This is a genomic window from Chryseobacterium sp. 2VB, assembly GCF_005503635.1.
Lineage (GTDB): Bacteria > Bacteroidota > Bacteroidia > Flavobacteriales > Weeksellaceae > Chryseobacterium > Chryseobacterium cupriresistens.
Map to the genome: position 1 here is coordinate 391,940 of NZ_SCNC01000001.1, position 17,990 is coordinate 409,929.

A 17,990-nucleotide genomic window follows, 5' to 3' on the forward strand; every position below is an offset into this window, starting at 1 on the left:
AAAAAATGAACACCAACTTAAAAAATACAATAAGCCAGGAAAACTGGAATCAGGCCAACAGAAACCTAATGGCCAAAACCATCGCAGAATTGATGCACGAAGAGCTTCTAAAGCCTGTGGTAAACTTTGAAAATAAAAACGGATATACTGTTTTTACCCTTGAAACCGGAGTTGAAAACATTATCTACAGCTTCCGCGGACAGGAAAGAATGATGGATTACTGGCATATTGATAAAGACAGCATTACAAAAACAGAAAACGGTGAAGACCAGTCTTCTGTAGATGTAGCAGCTTTCTTCCTCGAAATGCAGTCTGTTTTTGACTTAGACCCTTATACCATTGCTAGATACACGGAAGAATTACTGCATACGCTGTATTGTGATGCTTTAATCTTATCAAGAGGAGTGATGTCTTCAAAAGATCTTGCGGATGCGGATTATCAAACTGTAGAGCATAATATGACCGGACATCCTTGGGTAATTGTGAACAAAAGCCGGTTAGGTTTTTCTCCAAAAGACCTGAAAACATTTGCCCCTGAAGCCGACGAGAATCTAAAAGTGATCTGGCTGGCTTCCCATAAAAGCAGATCTTCATTCCAGTCTTTGGAACATATTGACAGAGAGCAGTTTTATCGTTCCGAAATAGGAGACCTGCTGTATAATGATTTTCAGCAGCAACTGATCAGCGAAGGAAAAATTGTTGAAGATTATCATTTTATCCCTGTACATCCATGGCAGTGGGAGCACAAGCTTCAGATTCATTTTGCAGGGGATATTGCTTCCGGACTTTTAATACAATTGGGTGAGGGTAGTGACACCTACAGTCCGCAGCAGAGTATCCGTACTTTATTCAATGTAGATCATCCTAAAAAGAGATACCTGAAAACCGCTGTTTCTATTCTGAGTACAGGAAATATCAGAGGGTTATCACCTAAGCAGATGAAAATTGCTCCAGCCATTACAGACTGGGTAAAAGGCTTAATTAAAGATGATGCTTACCTTGAGAACAAAGAAACGATTTTCCTGGGAGAAGAAGCTGCTATTACTTATCTGCACCCTCAATACGGAGCTATTGCCAGCGTTCCTTATCAGTATAATGAATTCCTTGGCGCATTATGGAGAGAAAGTGCTGAAAACTATCTGAAAGAGGATGAACAAATGGTGACGATGGCTTCTTTACTGTATGTAGATGAAAGTGGAGTTCCATTGGTTCAGGCATTTGCTGAAAAAGCAGGAGTGAGCATTAAAGAATGGATTGAAAGCTATCTTGATGCTTATCTTACGCCTTTACTGCATATCTATTATACGCATTCATTATGTGTAACGCCACACGGAGAAAACATTATGGTTGTTTTGAAAAACGGAGTTCCGAAGAGAATCGTAATCAAAGACTTTGTGGATGATATTGTACTTACTACAGAGGCTAGAGAAAAACTTCCTGCACACCTTGCAGATGGTTTGATTCAGTCTTCCAACAAAGAAAATATTCCATTGTTTATTTTGCTTGGCGTTTTTGATGCTTTCTTCAGATATCTGTCGAATGCTTTGCATACGTATTCCGGTTTTAAAGAAGAAAAATTCTGGGAATTGGTTCACAACTGTGTAGAAAACTATAAAGCTGAGAATACCCACCTTCAGGAACGATACGAAAAATATGACCTGTACGTGCCGGTATTCAAAAGATTCTATATCAACAGTCTGCGTCTGAAAAATAACGGTTACAGTGAAAACAAGGCATTTGCCATTCCGAGAAAAGACGGAGCGCTGCCTAACCCACTGTATCAGATTGCCAATAAAAATTCTGTAGCAGCAGTATGAGGAAATTCCTGCATATCTTAAAAGAAGGAGCGGTTTTTGCCTATGGGGCTGTCGCCGGGAAAAAAGTCGAGCTGACTTCCGGAAGCATCAACCGTTCCATCTTTAGTCTTGCCATTCCTATGGTGATGGAACTTGTCATGGAATCTGTTTTTGTGAGTGTCAATCTATTGATTATTGCAAAATTAGGCGACAAGGTTCTTGGGCTTGTGGGAATTACTGATAACTACATCAACTTCGCCTATGCCATCGCAGTAGGTTTGGGAATTGCAGCAGCAACCCTTACCGCCAGAAGAGCGGGCGAAAAAGATAAAGAAGGAATGGGCAGAACAGCCCAATACATCATCTTGCTGGCTCTGTTTTTTGCAGTGCTTATTGGTGGGGTTTCCTGCTTTTTTGCATCAGAAATTGTTGATTTTCTGGGCATCAATGCCAGTACGGTAACCGAAGGAGTTTCTTTCTCGAGACTGGTCTTCCTGAGTATCGGGCTGGTGATTCTCCGCTTGTCTGTCAATGGGCTTTTCAGAGGGGCAGGTGATGCCGATATTGCCATGAAATCACTTTGGATCTGCCATATTTCCAATATCATCTTTGCGGTAATCCTTGTTTTCGGATTAGGATTTATTCCTGCTTTCGGATTGATGGGATTGGCGTATGCTACGGTTTTATCAAGGACATTAGGAGTTGTATATCAGGCATTCATATTCGCCACAGGAAAAACCAGCATCAGCATCAGAGTTCCTTTTCAGCTTGATCTTACATTGTTACAGAAGATTCTGAAACTCGCCTTTGGAGGATTGGTTCAGTATATCATTCCTACATCCAGCTGGCTGATTATGGTGAAAATCATCTCTACTTTCGGAACAACCGCGCTGGCAGGATACATTATTGCCCAGCGTATTGCTTCGGTCGCAACAATGCCTGCCTGGGGAATAGGAAATGCAGCAGGAGTGCTTACAGGACAGAATCTCGGTGCCGGAGAACCGGAACGTGCAGAAAAAACAGTCTGGAGAGCAGGAACCATCAACATGACTTATCTGGTCATTGTAGCCTTATTCTGGCAGATTGCAGCAGAATATGTGGTGAAATTTTTCACTACAGAACCGGAAGTTGCCAGATATGCGGTTCAATACATCCATGTGGTCTCTATGGCTTATCTGCTTTTAGGATTCACCATGGTGATCAGCCGCGCTTTGAATGCCGCCGGAAACATTCTACAGGTTACATTACTGTACCTCGTCATGTTTTATGTGATTCAGCTGCCTATGGCTTATCTCTTAGGGGTAAGACTTCATTGGGAACTGAGAGGAATATTTACCGCTATCGTTTCTTCGGAAATAGTTTTGGCTGTGCTATTCCTCATGATTTTTAAAAATGGAAAATGGAAAACTATAAAAATTTAAAATGAACACTACAGAAGAATTTTATGAAATTATCGCCTCTGCCATCGCTATAAAAAAAGAATTGGTAGATGAAAAGCTTACGTATCAGGAAATCCCGGAATGGGATTCTATGTCTCATCTTCTGATCGTAGAAGCGCTTGAACAGTTTTATCAGATCAAGTTTGATTTTAACGATATTCTGGAGATGGGAACCGTCGGAAAAATTCGCGAAAAAATGAAAAAATACGATGTATTCGTAGAAAACTAAGCCTATGAAAATTTTAGAAAATGTAATTGCCAATAAGAACCTGGCGTTTACAGATGCTTCCACCGGTACAACAATACCGGTGGGAACACTGTACCGGTCTTTAGGCTTAAACCCCGTAGAAAAAGGACTGCTCTTTTTATACAATGACAATCAGCTGCCAAGCATTGAGGTGCTTCTCAATTTTTACGGAACAGCGCACACCATTGCGGTACTGGGACAGAAACTGCACGAGGAATTCAAAGAACGTATTGAGGCAGAATACCGGCCGAAATATATCTTTGATCCTCAAAGAGAAGCCATTGAAGGATATACTCTGAAAGCATTCTCAGACAAAATCAGAATTTTTGCAAAGGATGATTATAAGAGTGAAGTTACCATTCATCCTGACATCAAAATTCTTTTGAGTACTTCAGGGACAACAGGTGTTCCGAAACTGGTTAAATTATCTGATGAAAGCCTTTATCAGAATGCATTGAGCATCCTTCAGTACATGCCGATTCTGGATACTGATGTAGTTCCTTTAAACGTACCGATCAACTTTGTGTACGGATTCTCTATTTTCACCACCAACTGTATGCGTGCCGGAAGAATCGTTTGTACTGATAAAGACATTTTGCAGAAAGCATTCTGGGATGAAATGGAGGAGTATGGTTACAGTACTTTGGGTGGAGTTCCCTTTCTTTATGAAAACCTGAACAGAATAGGATTTTTCAGAAAAGATTCTCCAAGTCTCAGATATTTTACCCATACCGGAGGAGTGATTAATGCTGAGCTGAGAAAAACTATTTTCTCTTATTGTCATGAATTCAAAAAAGAATTCTTTGCACAATACGGTCAGACCGAAGCGGGAGGAAGAATGGCTTATCTTACCACAGAAGGATTACTGGAAGAAGAAACTTCTATCGGAACTCCTGTACATAACGGAAATTTCAGAATTGATCCTGAAACGGATGAACTTCTCTTTTCGCATACCAGTATTTTCGGAGGCTATGCCCATAAACTGGAAGATCTTGCCACTTATGAGCAGCCTTCTGTACTACATACCGGAGATACTGCCAGAAAAGGTGAAAACGGAATTTATTATATCACAGGAAGAATAAAGCGTATCATGAAGCTTTTCGGAATACGTCTTAATCTCGATGAGGTAGAATTTATCCTTAAAAATGAAATGCAGGGCAATACTTTCGTATGTCTGAATGCCAATGATAAAAAAATCGTGGTATTGTATGACAATCCGGAAATAGATCCTCAGATCATCACCGAAACCATTAAAAATAAACTGCGTATCAACCCCCAATATGTACGCACAGAACGTATAGAATCATTCCCATTATCACAAAACGGTAAAATAAACTATCCCCTGTTACAAAACTTACAGCATGAAAACATCTAAAACCCTTATATTACTTCTTGGTCTTGCTTTATCTTCAAATTCGCTTTCTGCACAACAGGGCGACAGAATTCATGGCAAAATCATGCTGTCTGAAAAAGCACCGGTAAAAAATGCTATTTTAAGACTTGTCAACACGTCTTATCAGGCAAAAACCAATAATTTAGGAGAATATTACTTTGAAAATGTGCCACCTGGAGAATATACGCTTCAGGTGGTTTTAAATGACATCGAACTGATGAGAGAACCCATCCACATTCAGAAAGATGTCTATGAAATCCCTGCGATCTACGCTCCTTTACACAATAATGTGATTGAAGGAATTACCGTATATGCAGTGAGCAGAAATAAATTTCTGGATAAAGACAGTACTTCAGTGGCTAAAATGCCTCTGAAAGTTCTTGAAAATCCACAGGCCTACACAAGTATCAACCAGCAGATTATGAAGGAACAGCTTACTTACGATATTTCGGAAGTATTGAAAAACGTTCCGGGTATGGTAAAAATGCAGGGTAGTCCGGGAAGAGGCTCCGGAGACGGAAGTTTCTACTACAGCCTTAGAGGTTTTCCTACCAAAGTATCGATGGTAGACGGAGTGCCTGCAACCACTAACGGAGAAATAGATCCTGCCGATCTTGAGCGTCTTGAAATCATCAAAGGTCCTTCAGGAACATTGTACGGAGGTGCTGTAACTTCCTTTGGAGGTCTGATTAACGCAGTAACCAAAAAACCGAAGGATTATTTCGGAGGAGAAGCTTCTTATCTGATGGGAAGCTACAACCTGAACCGTGTTACCGCTGATGTTTACGGACCGATTACAGAGTCCAGAAATATGTTATTCCGTTTGAATGCGGCATACCAGTATCAGAATGGTTTCAGGGATTCTGAATTCAGAAAATCATTCTATGTAGCCCCTACAGTCAGCTACCAGGTTAATGAAAGGTTGAAATTTAACTTAGGAGCTCAGATTTATAATTATGAAGGAACCAATACTCCGATTATTTTTCTGACCAGAACAAGACCCTATGTTGCTCATACACCAGATGAACTTGGATTCGACTGGAAACGATCTTACTCCAACAATGATATGACTTTAAAAGCTCCGTCTATCAATGTAAAAGCAGAGGCTAATTACAAAATTTCGGATCAATGGACTTCGCAAACGTTGCTTTCAAGAAACTTCAGAAAAACGGAAGGATTATATCAATATCAGTTTATCAGAGGGACAACCAGTGATGCTCTGCTGGAACGTAACGTACAGTGGCAGAACTCTGAAGCTTCTTCTACAAGTGTTCAGCAGAACTTCAACGGAGAATTTAATATCGGAAAAATTAAAAATAAAGTGTTGATCGGATTAGATTATTTAAATCAATCGATCAACAATAATCATTCTCCGATTGTAGTGTATGATTACATTGATGGGACAAATCCTACGGGGCCGGTAGTGGCACCGGTAACCGGAGTTTATGGTAATATATCCAGAGATCTGGCACTTCAGAAAATTCAGACTGCAACTCAGGCTGCTATTGTGGCAGGTAAAACGCCTTTGGTAAGAAATAGCAATTCATCCAACCTTTACGGAGCTTATATTTCAAACGTAACCTATATTACAGACCGTTTGATTACGCTTTTAAGCTTGCGTATGGATCATTACGAAAGTAAAGGACAACTTAATCTGAATGATAACAAACGTACCGGTGATTTCAGTCAGACCGCATGGTCTCCAAAAGTAGGAATCGTATACCAGATTCTTAAAGATCAATTATCTGCCTATGGTAATTATATGAACGGCTTCAGCTATACAGCTCCTGTTACGCAGCAGCTTCCGGACTATAGCGGAGAGATGAAACCTCAGATGGCGAATCAGTGGGAAGTAGGAATTAAGGGAAATCTTTGGAGAAACAAAGTGAATTTCACGGTTGGATACTACGATATCCTTGTCGATAATATCCAGAGAGGAACCGGAGTGATCCGTGACGGAAAAGAATACAATATTGTTGTTCAGGATGGAGCGCAAAGAAGTAAAGGGATTGAAATCGAAACCATCATGAATCCTGTTCAGGGATTAAATATCATGGCCGGATATTCCTATAACCACAGCAGATATGAAAAAGCAGATCCCGCTGTAGATGGGCGCCGTCCTGAATCTGCAGGTCCTGCCAATGTATTCAATTCATGGATCAGTTATATTCTTCCGATCAAAGGACTTCAGGGACTAGGAGTAGGTTTTGGGGTAAACCGTGTGGGAAAACAGATTACCGGAAATAAAACCGTTACTGGGCAATTTTCATTTCCTGCCTATACTTTAGTGAATGCTTCCATTTCCCTTGAAAAAGAAAGATACAGATTAGGATTTAAAATGAATAACCTGGGCAATGCACAATATTTTGCAGGGCAGGGAGTGGTAGTCGCTCAGATGCCTCGTAATTTTGTTGCTGAGGTAAGCTTTAAATTTTAAGAATGAAGCTGAAATTCAGAAAAATTGCCTATCAGTTACATCTATGGCTCGGACTCACGTCCGGGCTTATAGTTGTTATCATGGCTGCTACAGGATGTATCCTGGTTTTTGAAGAAGAATTAAAACATATTGTTCATCCCAACCGATATTACGTTGAAAACATCGGAAGAACCAAACTTTCATTGGCTGAACTTACGGAAAAAGCAGAAAAAGCACTTCCAGAAGGTTTAAAAGTCAAAAGGGTAGTCATGTCTTCCGATCCCTCACGGACCTATGTATTCCGTATCTTAAAAATGGATAACGAAGCATGGACGTATTGGGGAACTTATCTTTATTATTATCGAATTTATGTAGATCCTTACACCGGAAAAGTGCAGGAAGTAGAAGACGCCAAAAAAGACTTCTTTGAAATTGTCCTGGATCTTCACAGAAGACTTTTGCTGGGTGAAAAAATCGGAAAAGCGATTACCAGCTACTCCACATTGATATTTGCCGTGATTCTTCTATCGGGACTTGTGATATGGTATCCCCGAAAAATGAGTAAAGCCATGCTGAAAGGAATGTTTTTCATTAAAACAGCAGCCAATTGGAAAAGAATCAACTATGATGCTCATAATGTCTTAGGATTCTATGCCATCATTCCTTTACTCTTAATCTCTTATTCTGCATTGATATGGAGCTTTGAAGATGTAGATCAATGGGTCAAGAACACACTAAACGGAAACATTCCAACAGAAAAGAAAGTCAAAAGTACAATTCCTTCCGAAGAATTTTCAAACCGTGAAAATATCCTCAATCTCATCGGAAATACCATGGAAAAAGGATTGAAAGACAAGAAATCAGCACTTGTTAATTTTCCAAGATCGGAAGAAGGAACCTATTATGCTGAGCTGACTTATGACGGAAGACAGTATAGGAATGAACATTTTAATTTTGATCAATATTCAGGAGAAGTTTTAAAATCTCAATCATATAAAAATAAAAATATCGGATATGGAATCGCATTAAGAGAAAGAAATTATGATCTTCACACCGGAAGTATCCTGGGACTGACCACCAGAATTATTTATTTTCTGGCAGCCATTATCGCACTATCACTCCCGATTACCGGTTTTATTATCTATTTGAATAAGAAAAAGAAGAAACCAAACCATAAGAAAAACAAAGTAATTTTTCCTTCTCATCATTAATAAAGAGAAGAGGTTATCTCAAATGACAATAATCCGACCTTTGTCATTCTGACGAAGGAAGAATCTCATTAATAAATTAGGTTAAGAGATTCTTCACTACATTGCATTTCGTTCAGAATGACACTTTTGAAATAACCTCTTTGCTTTTCCATTCAAAAGTAAAAATAACAGTATAAAATTTTATTGAAGATAAAATCCTCGCGCCTTAAAACGCATTGTTTTAGCCATTATTTGCGTCTTCGCGTTTTCCAACAAATAAATAATCAGCTTATCAATCCTTTCACATTCTTCGAAAAAACCTCAATCCCTTTATTCATCTCATCAAAATTAAGATCTCCAAATCCTAAACGCATTGCCGTAAGAACTTTATTCTGATACAACAGTGTTTTAGGAATAAAAAGATTATCCCTTGCACAATTCCGGCTCAGCTGCATCAGATTCAATGGGATATTCCATTCCAGCCATATGGCCAGCCCTCCGGAAGGTTTTTGAAAAGAGATAAAATCACCCAAATTCTCTTCTAACAACAAAGAAAAATAATCGCGTCTTTCCTGATATACCTTTAAAGATTTTTTCAGATAACGGTTGATTTCTCCCTCTGCAATCATTTCTCCTAATGCCCTTTCCATCAGAATATCTCCCTGACGGTCGATGATCCCCAGATATTTACGCATCTCTGTCATCAGATTCTCTGGAGCAACAATAAATCCTGTCCTGAATCCCGGAGCCAAAGACTTTCCAAAAGAGCCGATATAGATCACCATTCCGTTCGTATCCGCACTGGCTAAAGGAAGAATGGGGCTTTTATCATAATGAAATTCATAATCATAGTCGTCTTCCAGGATAATAAATCCGTATTCATTCGCTAATTCCAATAATTCAAATCTTCTCTGTGCACTCAAAGCAACGGTAGTAGGATAGTGGTGGTGCGGTGTCAGATAAAGCATCCGGATTTTCTGCTTTTTACAAGCTTCGCGAACGCTTTCTACTATAATTCCTTCTTCATCAATCGGAATCGAAACAATATCAACCCCAGATTTCATAAAGATCATATTAACGGAAAAATAGCTTAAAGCTCCTACTAATACGGTATCACCTTTGGAAAGAAGAATTTCGGAAACAATATAAATACTCATTTCCGTGCTTCTGGTAATAAGGAGATTATTCTTGGAAATAGGAAGTCCGCGGGAAAGATTCAGGTATTGGGATAAATGTTCTTTAAAAAATTCACTTCCGTCATGATTATAATGCCCAAAAGCTTTCTGGCTTGATTTGCGTTTCAGGATAGAACTGTAAAACCGTGAATGCTGTCCGATTTGCGTTAAGCGGATATCCGGTACCCCATCATTAAAGACATATTCACAATTGGAATGCTCGAAAGGATTATCTAAAATATTGGATGTTTTAAATGAAAAACCAGTCGAAACAGGGTAGTTCTGAAGGTTATTTTGCTTAAAATGATTCAACTTAACGGGTTTTTCCTGATCTTTTCCAATCACAAAAGTTCCTTTGTTGGGGAAACTCTCGGTCCAACCTTGGGCAGAGAGTTCATCGTACACCGCAACCGCTGTATTCCTGTGGATCTCCAGCATTTCACTGAACGTCCTTGTCCCCGGCAGCTTCGTTCCAAAGGGAAGAAATCCTCTCTGAATCGCATTGATCAGCTGATTGGCAATTTGCAGATAGATAGAAGTCTCTGATTTTCTATCAATTTTTATAAAACTTTCGTAGGGAATCTTAACCGGACTATCCATAATATCAAAACTGGCACCATACAACCATCCGGCAATATACTACTTTTGACATCAAAATAAAAATCTATGGAATTTCATCATCTGTTAAAAAGAATTGTACAGGAAGGAAGTACCCACGCCAAATGGCTGAACACGCTTTCATTTATGGAAAATGCCGGTGCAAGAAAAATATCAAAATGTGAACATCCAACATTAGTTTCTCAAATCCAGCTGAAACACGCTGCTGAAGAACACCGCCACGCTTATTATTTGAAAAAACAAATTGGTAAAATAAATTCAGAGCTCTGCAAAACCTACGAAAGCACAGAACTTCTGGCGCCTATCGCGACAAGCCAGTATCTTCACTCATTAGATATTAAAGCCTGCCGTTATCTTCAGAAAGCTTTCAATCTTGACAAAACAGATATTAAATATGCCGCTTATCTTTTTGTAACGTATGCGATTGAAGTCCGGGCAGATGAACTTTACCCTGTTTATCAAGATGCACTTACTGAAGCGTCTTCTAAAATCATGGTGAAATCTATTATTCTGGAAGAAGAAGGTCATTTGGAAGAAATGATTCATCAGCTTAACGAATTTTCACCAGACTGGAAACACCATGCAGATCATATTCTGGACATAGAAAAAGAACTGCATAAAGAGTGGATTAATGCGATTACAGAAGAAGTAGCTCAATTAAATTATGCTTAGCAATACTTCCCATTTTCAGGAATCCCTTGATAAACGAAAAGAGAAGGGAATCTTAAGAAGTTTAAGGCTTCAATCCGATGGAATTGATTTTTATTCCAATGATTATCTGGGGTTTACAAAAAGTAAAGACCTTCAAAAATTACTGCTACAAAAGATTATGGACAACCCTCAACTGCTTTCGGGAAGCACAGGTTCAAGGTTAATTAGCGGAAACAGTGATATTGCAGTTTCAGTGGAAAATGAGATTGCGCAGAAACATCATTTTGAATCGGCATTGCTCTTCCCATCCGGATATAATGCCAACCTTGCTTTGTTTTCAACGCTTCCCAGCCGTCATAATGTCATTATTGTGGATGAACAGATTCATCGGTCAGTACATGATGGCTGCAAACTATCCAATGCTAAAAAACTGAAATTCAAACACAATGATATCGAAGATCTTGAAAATATTTTAAAAAGACAGAAAGGATATTGTTATATCGCGATAGAAAGTCTTTATTCAATGGAAGGAGATTTTGCTCCTGTTCAGGAAATCGCTGCCCTTGCCAGCAAATATAAATCTTCTTTGATTGTTGATGAAGCCCACGCCTTCGGCGTTTTTGGATATGGATTGATTGAAAAATTACAGTTACAGAACCATGTTTCAGCAGCTTTGGTGACCTATGGAAAAGCTCTCGGGGCTCATGGAGCAGCTATTCTCTGTACTGAAACAGTGAAATCTTATCTGATCAATTTTGCGAGTCCGTTCATCTATACCACATCAGCACAGGATTTTCAATGGATGAGTATCAAAACAGGATATGAATTTTTAGATCAAAATCATGAACTAGCTGAAAAACTTCAGAATAACATCAAAGTTTTCCGAAGCAGTAAATTACAGTCTCCATCGGCAGAAACAAGTCCAGTGCAGGCTGTACTCATTCCTGATAACCAAATACTTAAAGCAGCGCAGAATACTTTATCAGAGGAAGGCTTTTTAACTTATGCTATATACAGTCCCACAGTAAAAGAAGGAAGCGAACGCTTGAGGATATGCCTTCACAGCTTCAATTCAGAAGAGGAAATTATAAAACTGACAGGAATTATTAAAGAATTTATTTAAAACAAAAAATAAACTTTAATACCGGATCACGAATCCCGAACCCCGCATCACGAAAAACATGAAACTATTTATAACAGGAATAGGAACCGAAATAGGAAAAACAGTTTGCTCAGCCGTTTTGGTTCAGCATTTTAAAACAGAATACTGGAAACCCATACAATCTGGTGATCTTCATTATACAGACAGTCATAAAATTGAAGAATGGACAGACACCAACTTTTGCCATCCGGAAACTTACCGTTTACAGCTGGCAGCTTCACCACATCAGTCTGCAAGAGAAGAAAATATCACTATGAATCTGAATGATTTTCAACTCCCCAAAACAGCAAATCCACTCATTGTAGAAGGAGCCGGGGGTCTTATGGTGCCCATTTCAGACACTATATTTATGATTGATCTGATTGAGGAATTAAACATTCCTGCAGCGCTGGTTGTAAGAAACTACCTGGGCTGTATCAACCATAGCCTGCTTTCAATCTTAGCCTTACAACAGAGAGAAATTCAGCTGGAATATTTAATTCTTAACGGAGATTTTCCGGAAGATACAGAAAGAGTAATCTGCAGTTTTATCGAAAAAGAAACAAAAGTTATAAAGATCCCGGAAATCAGAAATACGGATAAGGAATCTGTACAACATGCTGCAAAGCAATTAGTAATAACAAAATTATGATAATGGATACAAAAACAACATTGAGAAACAACTGGACTAAAGAAGAAATCGAAGAGATTTACCACCTTCCTCTGATGGAACTGATTTATAAAGCAGCCACCATACACCGCGAATGGCATGATCCTTCCGAAGTGCAGATATCTACTTTATTATCCATCAAAACAGGTGGATGTCCTGAAGACTGCTCTTATTGTGGACAGGCCGCCCGTTATCACACGGATATTAAAGTACAGGCTTTATTACCTACAGAAACTGTAATTGCTCACGCTCAAAAAGCGAAAGACTCGGGATCTTCAAGATTCTGTATGGCAGCAGCATGGCGTGAAGTTCGTAATAACCGTGATTTTGACAGGGTGATTGATATGGTGAAAGGAGTAAACGAACTTGGCCTTGAAGTTTGCTGTACATTGGGTATGCTTACCGAAGAACAGGCCATCAGACTTCAGGAAGCTGGTTTATATGCTTACAATCACAATCTGGATACTTCTGAACAGTATTATGAAGAGATCATATCTACCAGAACTTTCGACAACAGAATCAACACGATAAATAACGTAAGAAAAGCTGGCATCACCGTGTGTTCCGGAGGAATTATCGGACTTGGAGAGACCCACAGAGACAGAATTTCAATGCTTTTAACGTTGGCAACAATGCCTAAACACCCGGAATCAGTTCCCATCAATGCATTAGCAAGAGTAGCGGGAACACCATTAGCCGATAATGAAAAAGTAGATATCTGGGAAATGGTAAGAATGATTGCCACCGCAAGAATCGTAATGCCATCTTCCATGGTGAGATTAAGCGCAGGACGTATAGAAATGACTGAAACAGAACAGGCATGGTGCTTTATGGCAGGAGCCAATTCCATTTTCACGGGAGAAAGAGAAACCTTATTGGTAACGCCTAATCCAGGAGTTTCTGAAGACATGCAGATGCTGCAGACCTTAGGATTGAGACCTATGATGAAAAAAGAAACATGCTGTTAGTAAATTATAAACGATAAATAATGAGTGATGAGCTGGATTATTAGTATTATGATTTTTATCGCAGCATTGATATCTGATTTCATCAATACTAGTATTAGTTTTTAACGCTAAGGTTCGCAACGAAAAATTTTTAATTCTGAAAATATTTCGCTCGCAAAGGCATTCTATTCAGCAAGGCAAGAGGTTTCTTATTGCTGAGTGAAACGCCATTGCGAACTCAAAACAACAGTATGCAAATTGAAAAACTTAGCGATCATAGCGTTGAAATTTAAAAAAATTATCACTCATTAACTTTTTAGATCAATATATGAATACATTAACCAAAGAAATCAGTCTGCAGGAGAGAGATAAAGCGGTCAACTGGCATCCGTACACCCAGATGAAAACAGCTGATGATGCCATTCCTATTGTAAAAGGAAAAGGAATTTATCTTTATGATACCGAAGGAAAAAAATATCTGGATGTCGTTTCTTCATGGTGGGTAACTCTACATGGACATTCTCATCCATATATTGCCCAACGTGTTTTTGAACAGTTAAATACTTTAGAGCAGGTTATTTTTGCAGGATTTACCCATGAGCCGGCAATACAACTTTCAGAAAATCTGCTGAAACTTCTGCCTGATAGCCAGGAAAAAGTCTTTTATTCGGATAATGGCTCTACCGCAGTAGAAGTTGCTTTGAAAATGTGTATTCAATATGCATACAATAAAGAGAAAAAGAAGACGAAGATTTTAGCTTTTAAAAATGCGTATCACGGAGATACCTTCGGAGCCATGTCTGTAAGTGGAAAAAGCTTCTGGACAAAACCTTTTGAAAGCATGCTGTTTGAAGTTGTTTTTATAGATACGCCCAATGCAGAAAATCTGGAAAGCCTGCAGAAACAGATTAAAGAATTAGCTGATGAAGTGGCTTGTCTTATCTATGAGCCATTAGTTCAGGGAGCTGCCGGAATGCTGATGTATAAAGCTGAGGACCTTAGCCAGCTGATGAAATTCTGTAAAGAAGAAGGCCTTCTCATGATCCAGGATGAAGTTTTTACAGGGTTTGGAAGAACAGGTAAACTTTTCGCAGCAGATTATCTTACGGAAAAGCCGGATATTATGTGTTTTTCAAAAGGATTGACAGGAGGAACCATGCCTATGGGAATTACGACCTGCTCCAATGACATCTATGATGCTTTCCTTTCTGAAGACCGCTATAAAACCTTATTTCACGGGCATTCGTTTACAGCGAATCCTTTAGCCTGTACAGCAGCTCTTGCCAGTATGGAATTACTATTGACAAATGAAACTCAAATGAATATCAACCGCATCACTCATCAACATTCAGAGTTTGTGAAAGCACTTGCTTTGCATCCTCATGTAGAAAAGGTTCGTCAGATCGGAACTATTTTAGCGTTCGATTTCAAAACAGGGAATGATACTTCTTATTTCAATGAAATAGGGAAGAAGCTTTACAATGAATTCTTACAGAGAGGGATTATCATGAGGCCGTTGGGAAATGTAATATACCTGGTTCCGCCATATTGTATTACTTCCGAAGAATTGGATTTTGTTTATCATAATATTATGGAAGTTTTGGATCAGTTTACACAATAAGTGATCCCTTCGGGTAATAATTATTTTTAATTTTTTTAATGTACCTTATAGGTTTTCACAACCTATAAGGTTTTTATGTTGAATGTAAGCACCTGTATTTTAAATTTCCTGTTCTGATTTCTTCAAAATAGTTATCAATTCTTTTAATTCATCCTTATTGAATTCCAGTAAGTTATGATTAAAATGATTGGATGGAATTTTTATATAATTCACCCACGAAGAAAGTTTTTCACGGTAAACACTTCCGAATTCAATATTACTCATCGTTACAAACTTATATCTGGTTTCCTGGCCAGCCTTTTCGTTTTCTTTCTGTTCTACCGTCTCAAGAGCCTGGATCAGTTTTCCCAATTCATTTTTATCAATGGTGAGTGTCTTTTTGTAGATTTCATCAAAAGTTTCATATTCATACATGATTCCCAGAAGAGTATCCGAAGAATTTTCTGAAACACCTTTCGTTACAATTTTTTGAATATTCAGGTTTTTAAATTTACCTAAATTGATGATTTTCTTTTCAATTAATGTTCCTTTTCTTGAATTGACAGTTAGGCCGCGGGATGTTGTGTTGGATCTTTGAATCGTTGGCGGAGGCACTATCTGTGCAGTTACCCATGTGCCTATTGCGCAGGAGATCAAAATAATGATTCTTTTCATTTGTAAAAATTGTTATTAGTTTTATACCATTAAAATTATACGATAATTTTCAACAATATATAAAATATTAAATAAATAGTTTTATCCCTATTCATTTCCCCATGAATGCAATTCCAAAAGAATAGGGCCCAGCTTCCGGCCTTTTTCAGTCAGTTTATAATAGACTTCCGGTGGGAAATTGTAAACTTCAATCCTTTCAATAATACGGTCTTCTTCCAGCTGTTTCAATTGCTCTGACAGTACTTTCTTGGAAACACGGGGCATAGTACGCCAAAGTTCCGCAAAGCGGACCTGGTCATCTTCAAAAAGGTTGTGCAGAATCAATGGTTTCCATTTCCCTGAAAGAATATCCAGGCTTCGTCTTAATCCACAGTTTTTAAATTCCTCAAAATTCATAAGTCAATTGAATATATATGGTTAACTTTTTGGTAACCTTCGATTGTTTTGCTGTTATTAGGTAATACATTTGTCAAACAAAAATACCCAAAATGAAATTACAATTATGGCGCAATGCAACATTAGTACTGAATATTGATGGAATTTCTATCCTGATAGATCCGATGCTGGGTGACAAAGGTTTCAGGGGAAAAATGCCCATGACAGACAGTGAATTACTCAATCCTCTCGTAGACCTGCCTTTTGATAAAAAAGAATTAAATAAAAAGTTAGAAAGAGTAGACGCCGTTGCCGTAACCCACCTTCATCCTGATCATTGGGATGACGCTGCCATTGAACTCCTTGACAAGAATATTCCGCTCATCTGTTCCGATGTTATTTCAGGACAGATTGCAGAACAAGGCTTCACCAATATCATTGTTCTGAAGGATCATCTTCAATGGAATACTATTGAAATATCTAAAACCAAAGGCCGGCACGGAACCGGGGAAATCGGAGAGAAAATGGGAATCGTAAATGGTTTTGTCTTTAAAAAAGACCATAAATCCGTATACATCGCAGGAGACACGATCTGGTATGATGAAATTGCTGCAGAAATTGAAAAACATCAGCCACAGCACATCATTGTAGCGGGTGGAGCGGCAACTTTTTCCGTAGGAGATCCTATTATTATGACCAGTGAAGATATCATAAAAGTATGTGAATCTGCTCCGGAATCCACTGTTTGGGTAACGCATCTGGAAGCCTTAAGCCACTGCAGGGAAGACAGAAAATTTATTCAGAAAAAGATCCTTGAAAACGGATTAGCGGAAAGATGTTTTATACTTGATGACGGTGAAGAGGTAAGCCTGAAATATCTATGAAATAAATAGCAGGGGTTCTGGCTTATTTTTTGAATATTCCCTGATAAATAATGTGTATGCTGTCAGTTTTTCTCTTAAATCTTGATTGGAAAGAATTATTATTGGGACATGAAGAATGGTCTTTTCTTTTAGAGATCATTCTTCGTACCATGATTATGTTTCTGGCTATTATCATCGGACTTAGAATTTTAGGAAAAAGAGGGGTAAAACAGCTCTCAATCTTTGAATTGGTAGTCATTATCGGCCTGGGATCAGCAGCAGGAGATCCTATGTTTAATAAGGATGTCGGAATTATTTCTTCCCTTATTGTTTTTATTGTTATCATTCTCCTGTATTCTATTGTGACCCATTTTATCGGAAAAAGTAAAAAATTTGAAAATCTGGTGGAAGGAAAGTCCATCTGCCTGATAGAAAATGGTGAATTCTCCATTAAAAATTTTCAAAAAGAAAATCTCGGAAGTGACGAATTCTTTGCAGAACTCAGGCTAAAAGGAGTTTCTCAGCTTGGCCAGATTGAAATGGCCATAGAAGAAATATCAGGAGAGATCAGCGTTTTCTTTTTAGAAAATGAATCTGTAAGATACGGGCTTCCTATTATGCCAGACTCATTACATAATCCGTTACAATATATTCATGAAGACAAACATTATTCTTGTATATTCTGTGGATACACAGAGCATAAAAAAGAAGGTAATGCCGGAAGCTGCCCAAGATGCCAAAAAGAAGAATGGGTAGCGTCCAGCAATAAAAGACGGGTGACCTGACCTTTAACT

At 38.5% G+C, this 17,990-nt stretch carries 16 protein-coding genes; 13 read left to right on the top strand and 3 right to left on the bottom strand.

Features of this window, described 5'->3' with window-relative positions:
* Positions 1-5: 5 nt before the first annotated feature.
* From FFS26_RS01800 to FFS26_RS01825, 6 genes are read left to right on the top strand one after another with little or no spacing between them, the layout of a single operon-like run.
* On the top strand, positions 6-1,817 hold the full coding sequence (locus FFS26_RS01800) for an IucA/IucC family protein (protein ID WP_137904113.1): 1,812 nt from the start codon (positions 6-8) through the stop codon (positions 1,815-1,817).
* Positions 1,814-3,217 carry an MATE family efflux transporter gene (locus FFS26_RS01805; protein ID WP_137904114.1) on the top strand — a complete coding sequence of 468 codons (1,404 nt, stop codon included), beginning with the start codon at positions 1,814-1,816 and terminating at the stop codon, positions 3,215-3,217. The genes FFS26_RS01800 and FFS26_RS01805 overlap by 4 nt, the downstream gene beginning before the upstream one ends.
* A 1-nt stretch (position 3,218) precedes the next feature.
* A complete protein-coding gene (locus FFS26_RS01810; RefSeq protein ID WP_002979498.1) occupies positions 3,219-3,464 on the top strand; it encodes an acyl carrier protein in 246 nt (81 codons plus the stop codon).
* Between the two features lie 4 nt (positions 3,465-3,468).
* The gene (locus FFS26_RS01815) at positions 3,469-4,857 is read left to right on the top strand and encodes an AMP-binding protein (protein WP_137904115.1); all 1,389 of its coding nucleotides are present in this window, start codon (positions 3,469-3,471) and stop codon (positions 4,855-4,857) included.
* The gene (locus FFS26_RS01820) at positions 4,844-7,312 is read left to right on the top strand and encodes a TonB-dependent receptor (protein WP_137904116.1); all 2,469 of its coding nucleotides are present in this window, start codon (positions 4,844-4,846) and stop codon (positions 7,310-7,312) included. Before FFS26_RS01815 ends, FFS26_RS01820 begins: the two co-directional genes overlap by 14 nt.
* A gap of 2 nt (positions 7,313-7,314) precedes the next feature.
* A complete protein-coding gene (locus FFS26_RS01825; RefSeq protein WP_137904117.1) occupies positions 7,315-8,502 on the top strand; it encodes a PepSY-associated TM helix domain-containing protein in 1,188 nt (395 codons plus the stop codon).
* Positions 8,503-8,765: 263 nt separating this feature from the next.
* Here the strand turns inward: FFS26_RS01825 and FFS26_RS01830 are convergent, their stop codons facing one another.
* Complete coding sequence (locus tag FFS26_RS01830; protein ID WP_110011264.1) at positions 8,766-10,256, bottom strand: PLP-dependent aminotransferase family protein; 1,491 nt, start codon at positions 10,254-10,256, stop codon at positions 8,766-8,768.
* Between the two features lie 66 nt (positions 10,257-10,322).
* Between FFS26_RS01830 and FFS26_RS01835 the strand changes: the two genes are divergently transcribed.
* The 5 genes from FFS26_RS01835 (at position 10,323) to bioA (ending at position 15,304) form a co-directional block, all read left to right on the top strand.
* The gene (locus FFS26_RS01835; RefSeq protein WP_137904118.1) at positions 10,323-10,946 is read left to right on the top strand and encodes a hypothetical protein; all 624 of its coding nucleotides are present in this window, start codon (positions 10,323-10,325) and stop codon (positions 10,944-10,946) included.
* The gene (locus tag FFS26_RS01840; RefSeq protein ID WP_137904119.1) at positions 10,939-12,048 is read left to right on the top strand and encodes an aminotransferase class I/II-fold pyridoxal phosphate-dependent enzyme; all 1,110 of its coding nucleotides are present in this window, start codon (positions 10,939-10,941) and stop codon (positions 12,046-12,048) included. Before FFS26_RS01835 ends, FFS26_RS01840 begins: the two co-directional genes overlap by 8 nt.
* Before the next feature lie 58 nt (positions 12,049-12,106).
* Positions 12,107-12,718: a dethiobiotin synthase gene (gene bioD / locus FFS26_RS01845; RefSeq protein WP_137904120.1), complete on the top strand. Its 612-nt coding sequence runs from the start codon at positions 12,107-12,109 to the stop codon at positions 12,716-12,718.
* A gap of 2 nt (positions 12,719-12,720) precedes the next feature.
* Positions 12,721-13,704 carry a biotin synthase BioB gene (bioB, locus tag FFS26_RS01850; protein WP_110011225.1) on the top strand — a complete coding sequence of 328 codons (984 nt, stop codon included), beginning with the start codon at positions 12,721-12,723 and terminating at the stop codon, positions 13,702-13,704.
* Positions 13,705-14,011: 307 nt separating this feature from the next.
* Positions 14,012-15,304, top strand: a complete 1,293-nt coding sequence (gene bioA, locus FFS26_RS01855; RefSeq protein WP_137904121.1) for an adenosylmethionine--8-amino-7-oxononanoate transaminase — start codon at positions 14,012-14,014, stop codon at positions 15,302-15,304.
* 99 nt (positions 15,305-15,403) lie between these two features.
* On the opposite strand, the gene FFS26_RS01860 is transcribed toward bioA, so the two are convergent.
* Together FFS26_RS01860 and FFS26_RS01865 are read right to left on the bottom strand one after the other, a co-directional pair.
* On the bottom strand, positions 15,404-15,958 hold the full coding sequence (locus FFS26_RS01860) for a hypothetical protein (protein ID WP_137904122.1): 555 nt from the start codon (positions 15,956-15,958) through the stop codon (positions 15,404-15,406).
* An 87-nt stretch (positions 15,959-16,045) separates the two neighbouring features.
* Positions 16,046-16,354, bottom strand: a complete 309-nt coding sequence (locus FFS26_RS01865; protein WP_110011228.1) for a winged helix-turn-helix transcriptional regulator — start codon at positions 16,352-16,354, stop codon at positions 16,046-16,048.
* A 92-nt stretch (positions 16,355-16,446) separates the two neighbouring features.
* On the opposite strand from FFS26_RS01865, the gene FFS26_RS01870 reads away from it, so the two are divergent.
* Together FFS26_RS01870 and FFS26_RS01875 are read left to right on the top strand one after the other, a co-directional pair.
* Positions 16,447-17,217, top strand: coding sequence for an MBL fold metallo-hydrolase (locus FFS26_RS01870; protein ID WP_137904123.1), 771 nt, complete (start codon positions 16,447-16,449; stop codon positions 17,215-17,217).
* A 56-nt stretch (positions 17,218-17,273) separates the two neighbouring features.
* Complete coding sequence (locus FFS26_RS01875) at positions 17,274-17,981, top strand: DUF421 domain-containing protein (protein ID WP_137904124.1); 708 nt, start codon at positions 17,274-17,276, stop codon at positions 17,979-17,981.
* Positions 17,982-17,990 lie beyond the last annotated feature (9 nt).

Excerpts from the sequence above, each read along its gene's own strand:
- FFS26_RS01820 (WP_137904116.1), top strand. The coding sequence starts at position 4,844 with ATGAAAACATCTAAAACCCTTATATTACTTCTTGGTCTTGCTTTATCT.
- bioA (WP_137904121.1), top strand. The coding sequence starts at position 14,012 with ATGAATACATTAACCAAAGAAATCAGTCTGCAGGAGAGAGATAAAGCG.
- FFS26_RS01865 (WP_110011228.1), bottom strand. The coding sequence starts at position 16,354 with ATGAATTTTGAGGAATTTAAAAACTGTGGATTAAGACGAAGCCTGGAT.
- FFS26_RS01800 (WP_137904113.1), top strand. The coding sequence starts at position 6 with ATGAACACCAACTTAAAAAATACAATAAGCCAGGAAAACTGGAATCAG.
- FFS26_RS01860 (WP_137904122.1), bottom strand. The coding sequence starts at position 15,958 with ATGAAAAGAATCATTATTTTGATCTCCTGCGCAATAGGCACATGGGTA.
- FFS26_RS01805 (WP_137904114.1), top strand. The coding sequence starts at position 1,814 with ATGAGGAAATTCCTGCATATCTTAAAAGAAGGAGCGGTTTTTGCCTAT.
- FFS26_RS01835 (WP_137904118.1), top strand. The coding sequence starts at position 10,323 with ATGGAATTTCATCATCTGTTAAAAAGAATTGTACAGGAAGGAAGTACC.
- FFS26_RS01825 (WP_137904117.1), top strand. The coding sequence starts at position 7,315 with ATGAAGCTGAAATTCAGAAAAATTGCCTATCAGTTACATCTATGGCTC.
- FFS26_RS01875 (WP_137904124.1), top strand. The coding sequence starts at position 17,274 with ATGCTGTCAGTTTTTCTCTTAAATCTTGATTGGAAAGAATTATTATTG.
- FFS26_RS01815 (WP_137904115.1), top strand. The coding sequence starts at position 3,469 with ATGAAAATTTTAGAAAATGTAATTGCCAATAAGAACCTGGCGTTTACA.
- bioD (WP_137904120.1), top strand. The coding sequence starts at position 12,107 with ATGAAACTATTTATAACAGGAATAGGAACCGAAATAGGAAAAACAGTT.
- FFS26_RS01870 (WP_137904123.1), top strand. The coding sequence starts at position 16,447 with ATGAAATTACAATTATGGCGCAATGCAACATTAGTACTGAATATTGAT.
- FFS26_RS01830 (WP_110011264.1), bottom strand. The coding sequence starts at position 10,256 with ATGGATAGTCCGGTTAAGATTCCCTACGAAAGTTTTATAAAAATTGAT.
- bioB (WP_110011225.1), top strand. The coding sequence starts at position 12,721 with ATGGATACAAAAACAACATTGAGAAACAACTGGACTAAAGAAGAAATC.
- FFS26_RS01810 (WP_002979498.1), top strand. The coding sequence starts at position 3,219 with ATGAACACTACAGAAGAATTTTATGAAATTATCGCCTCTGCCATCGCT.
- FFS26_RS01840 (WP_137904119.1), top strand. The coding sequence starts at position 10,939 with ATGCTTAGCAATACTTCCCATTTTCAGGAATCCCTTGATAAACGAAAA.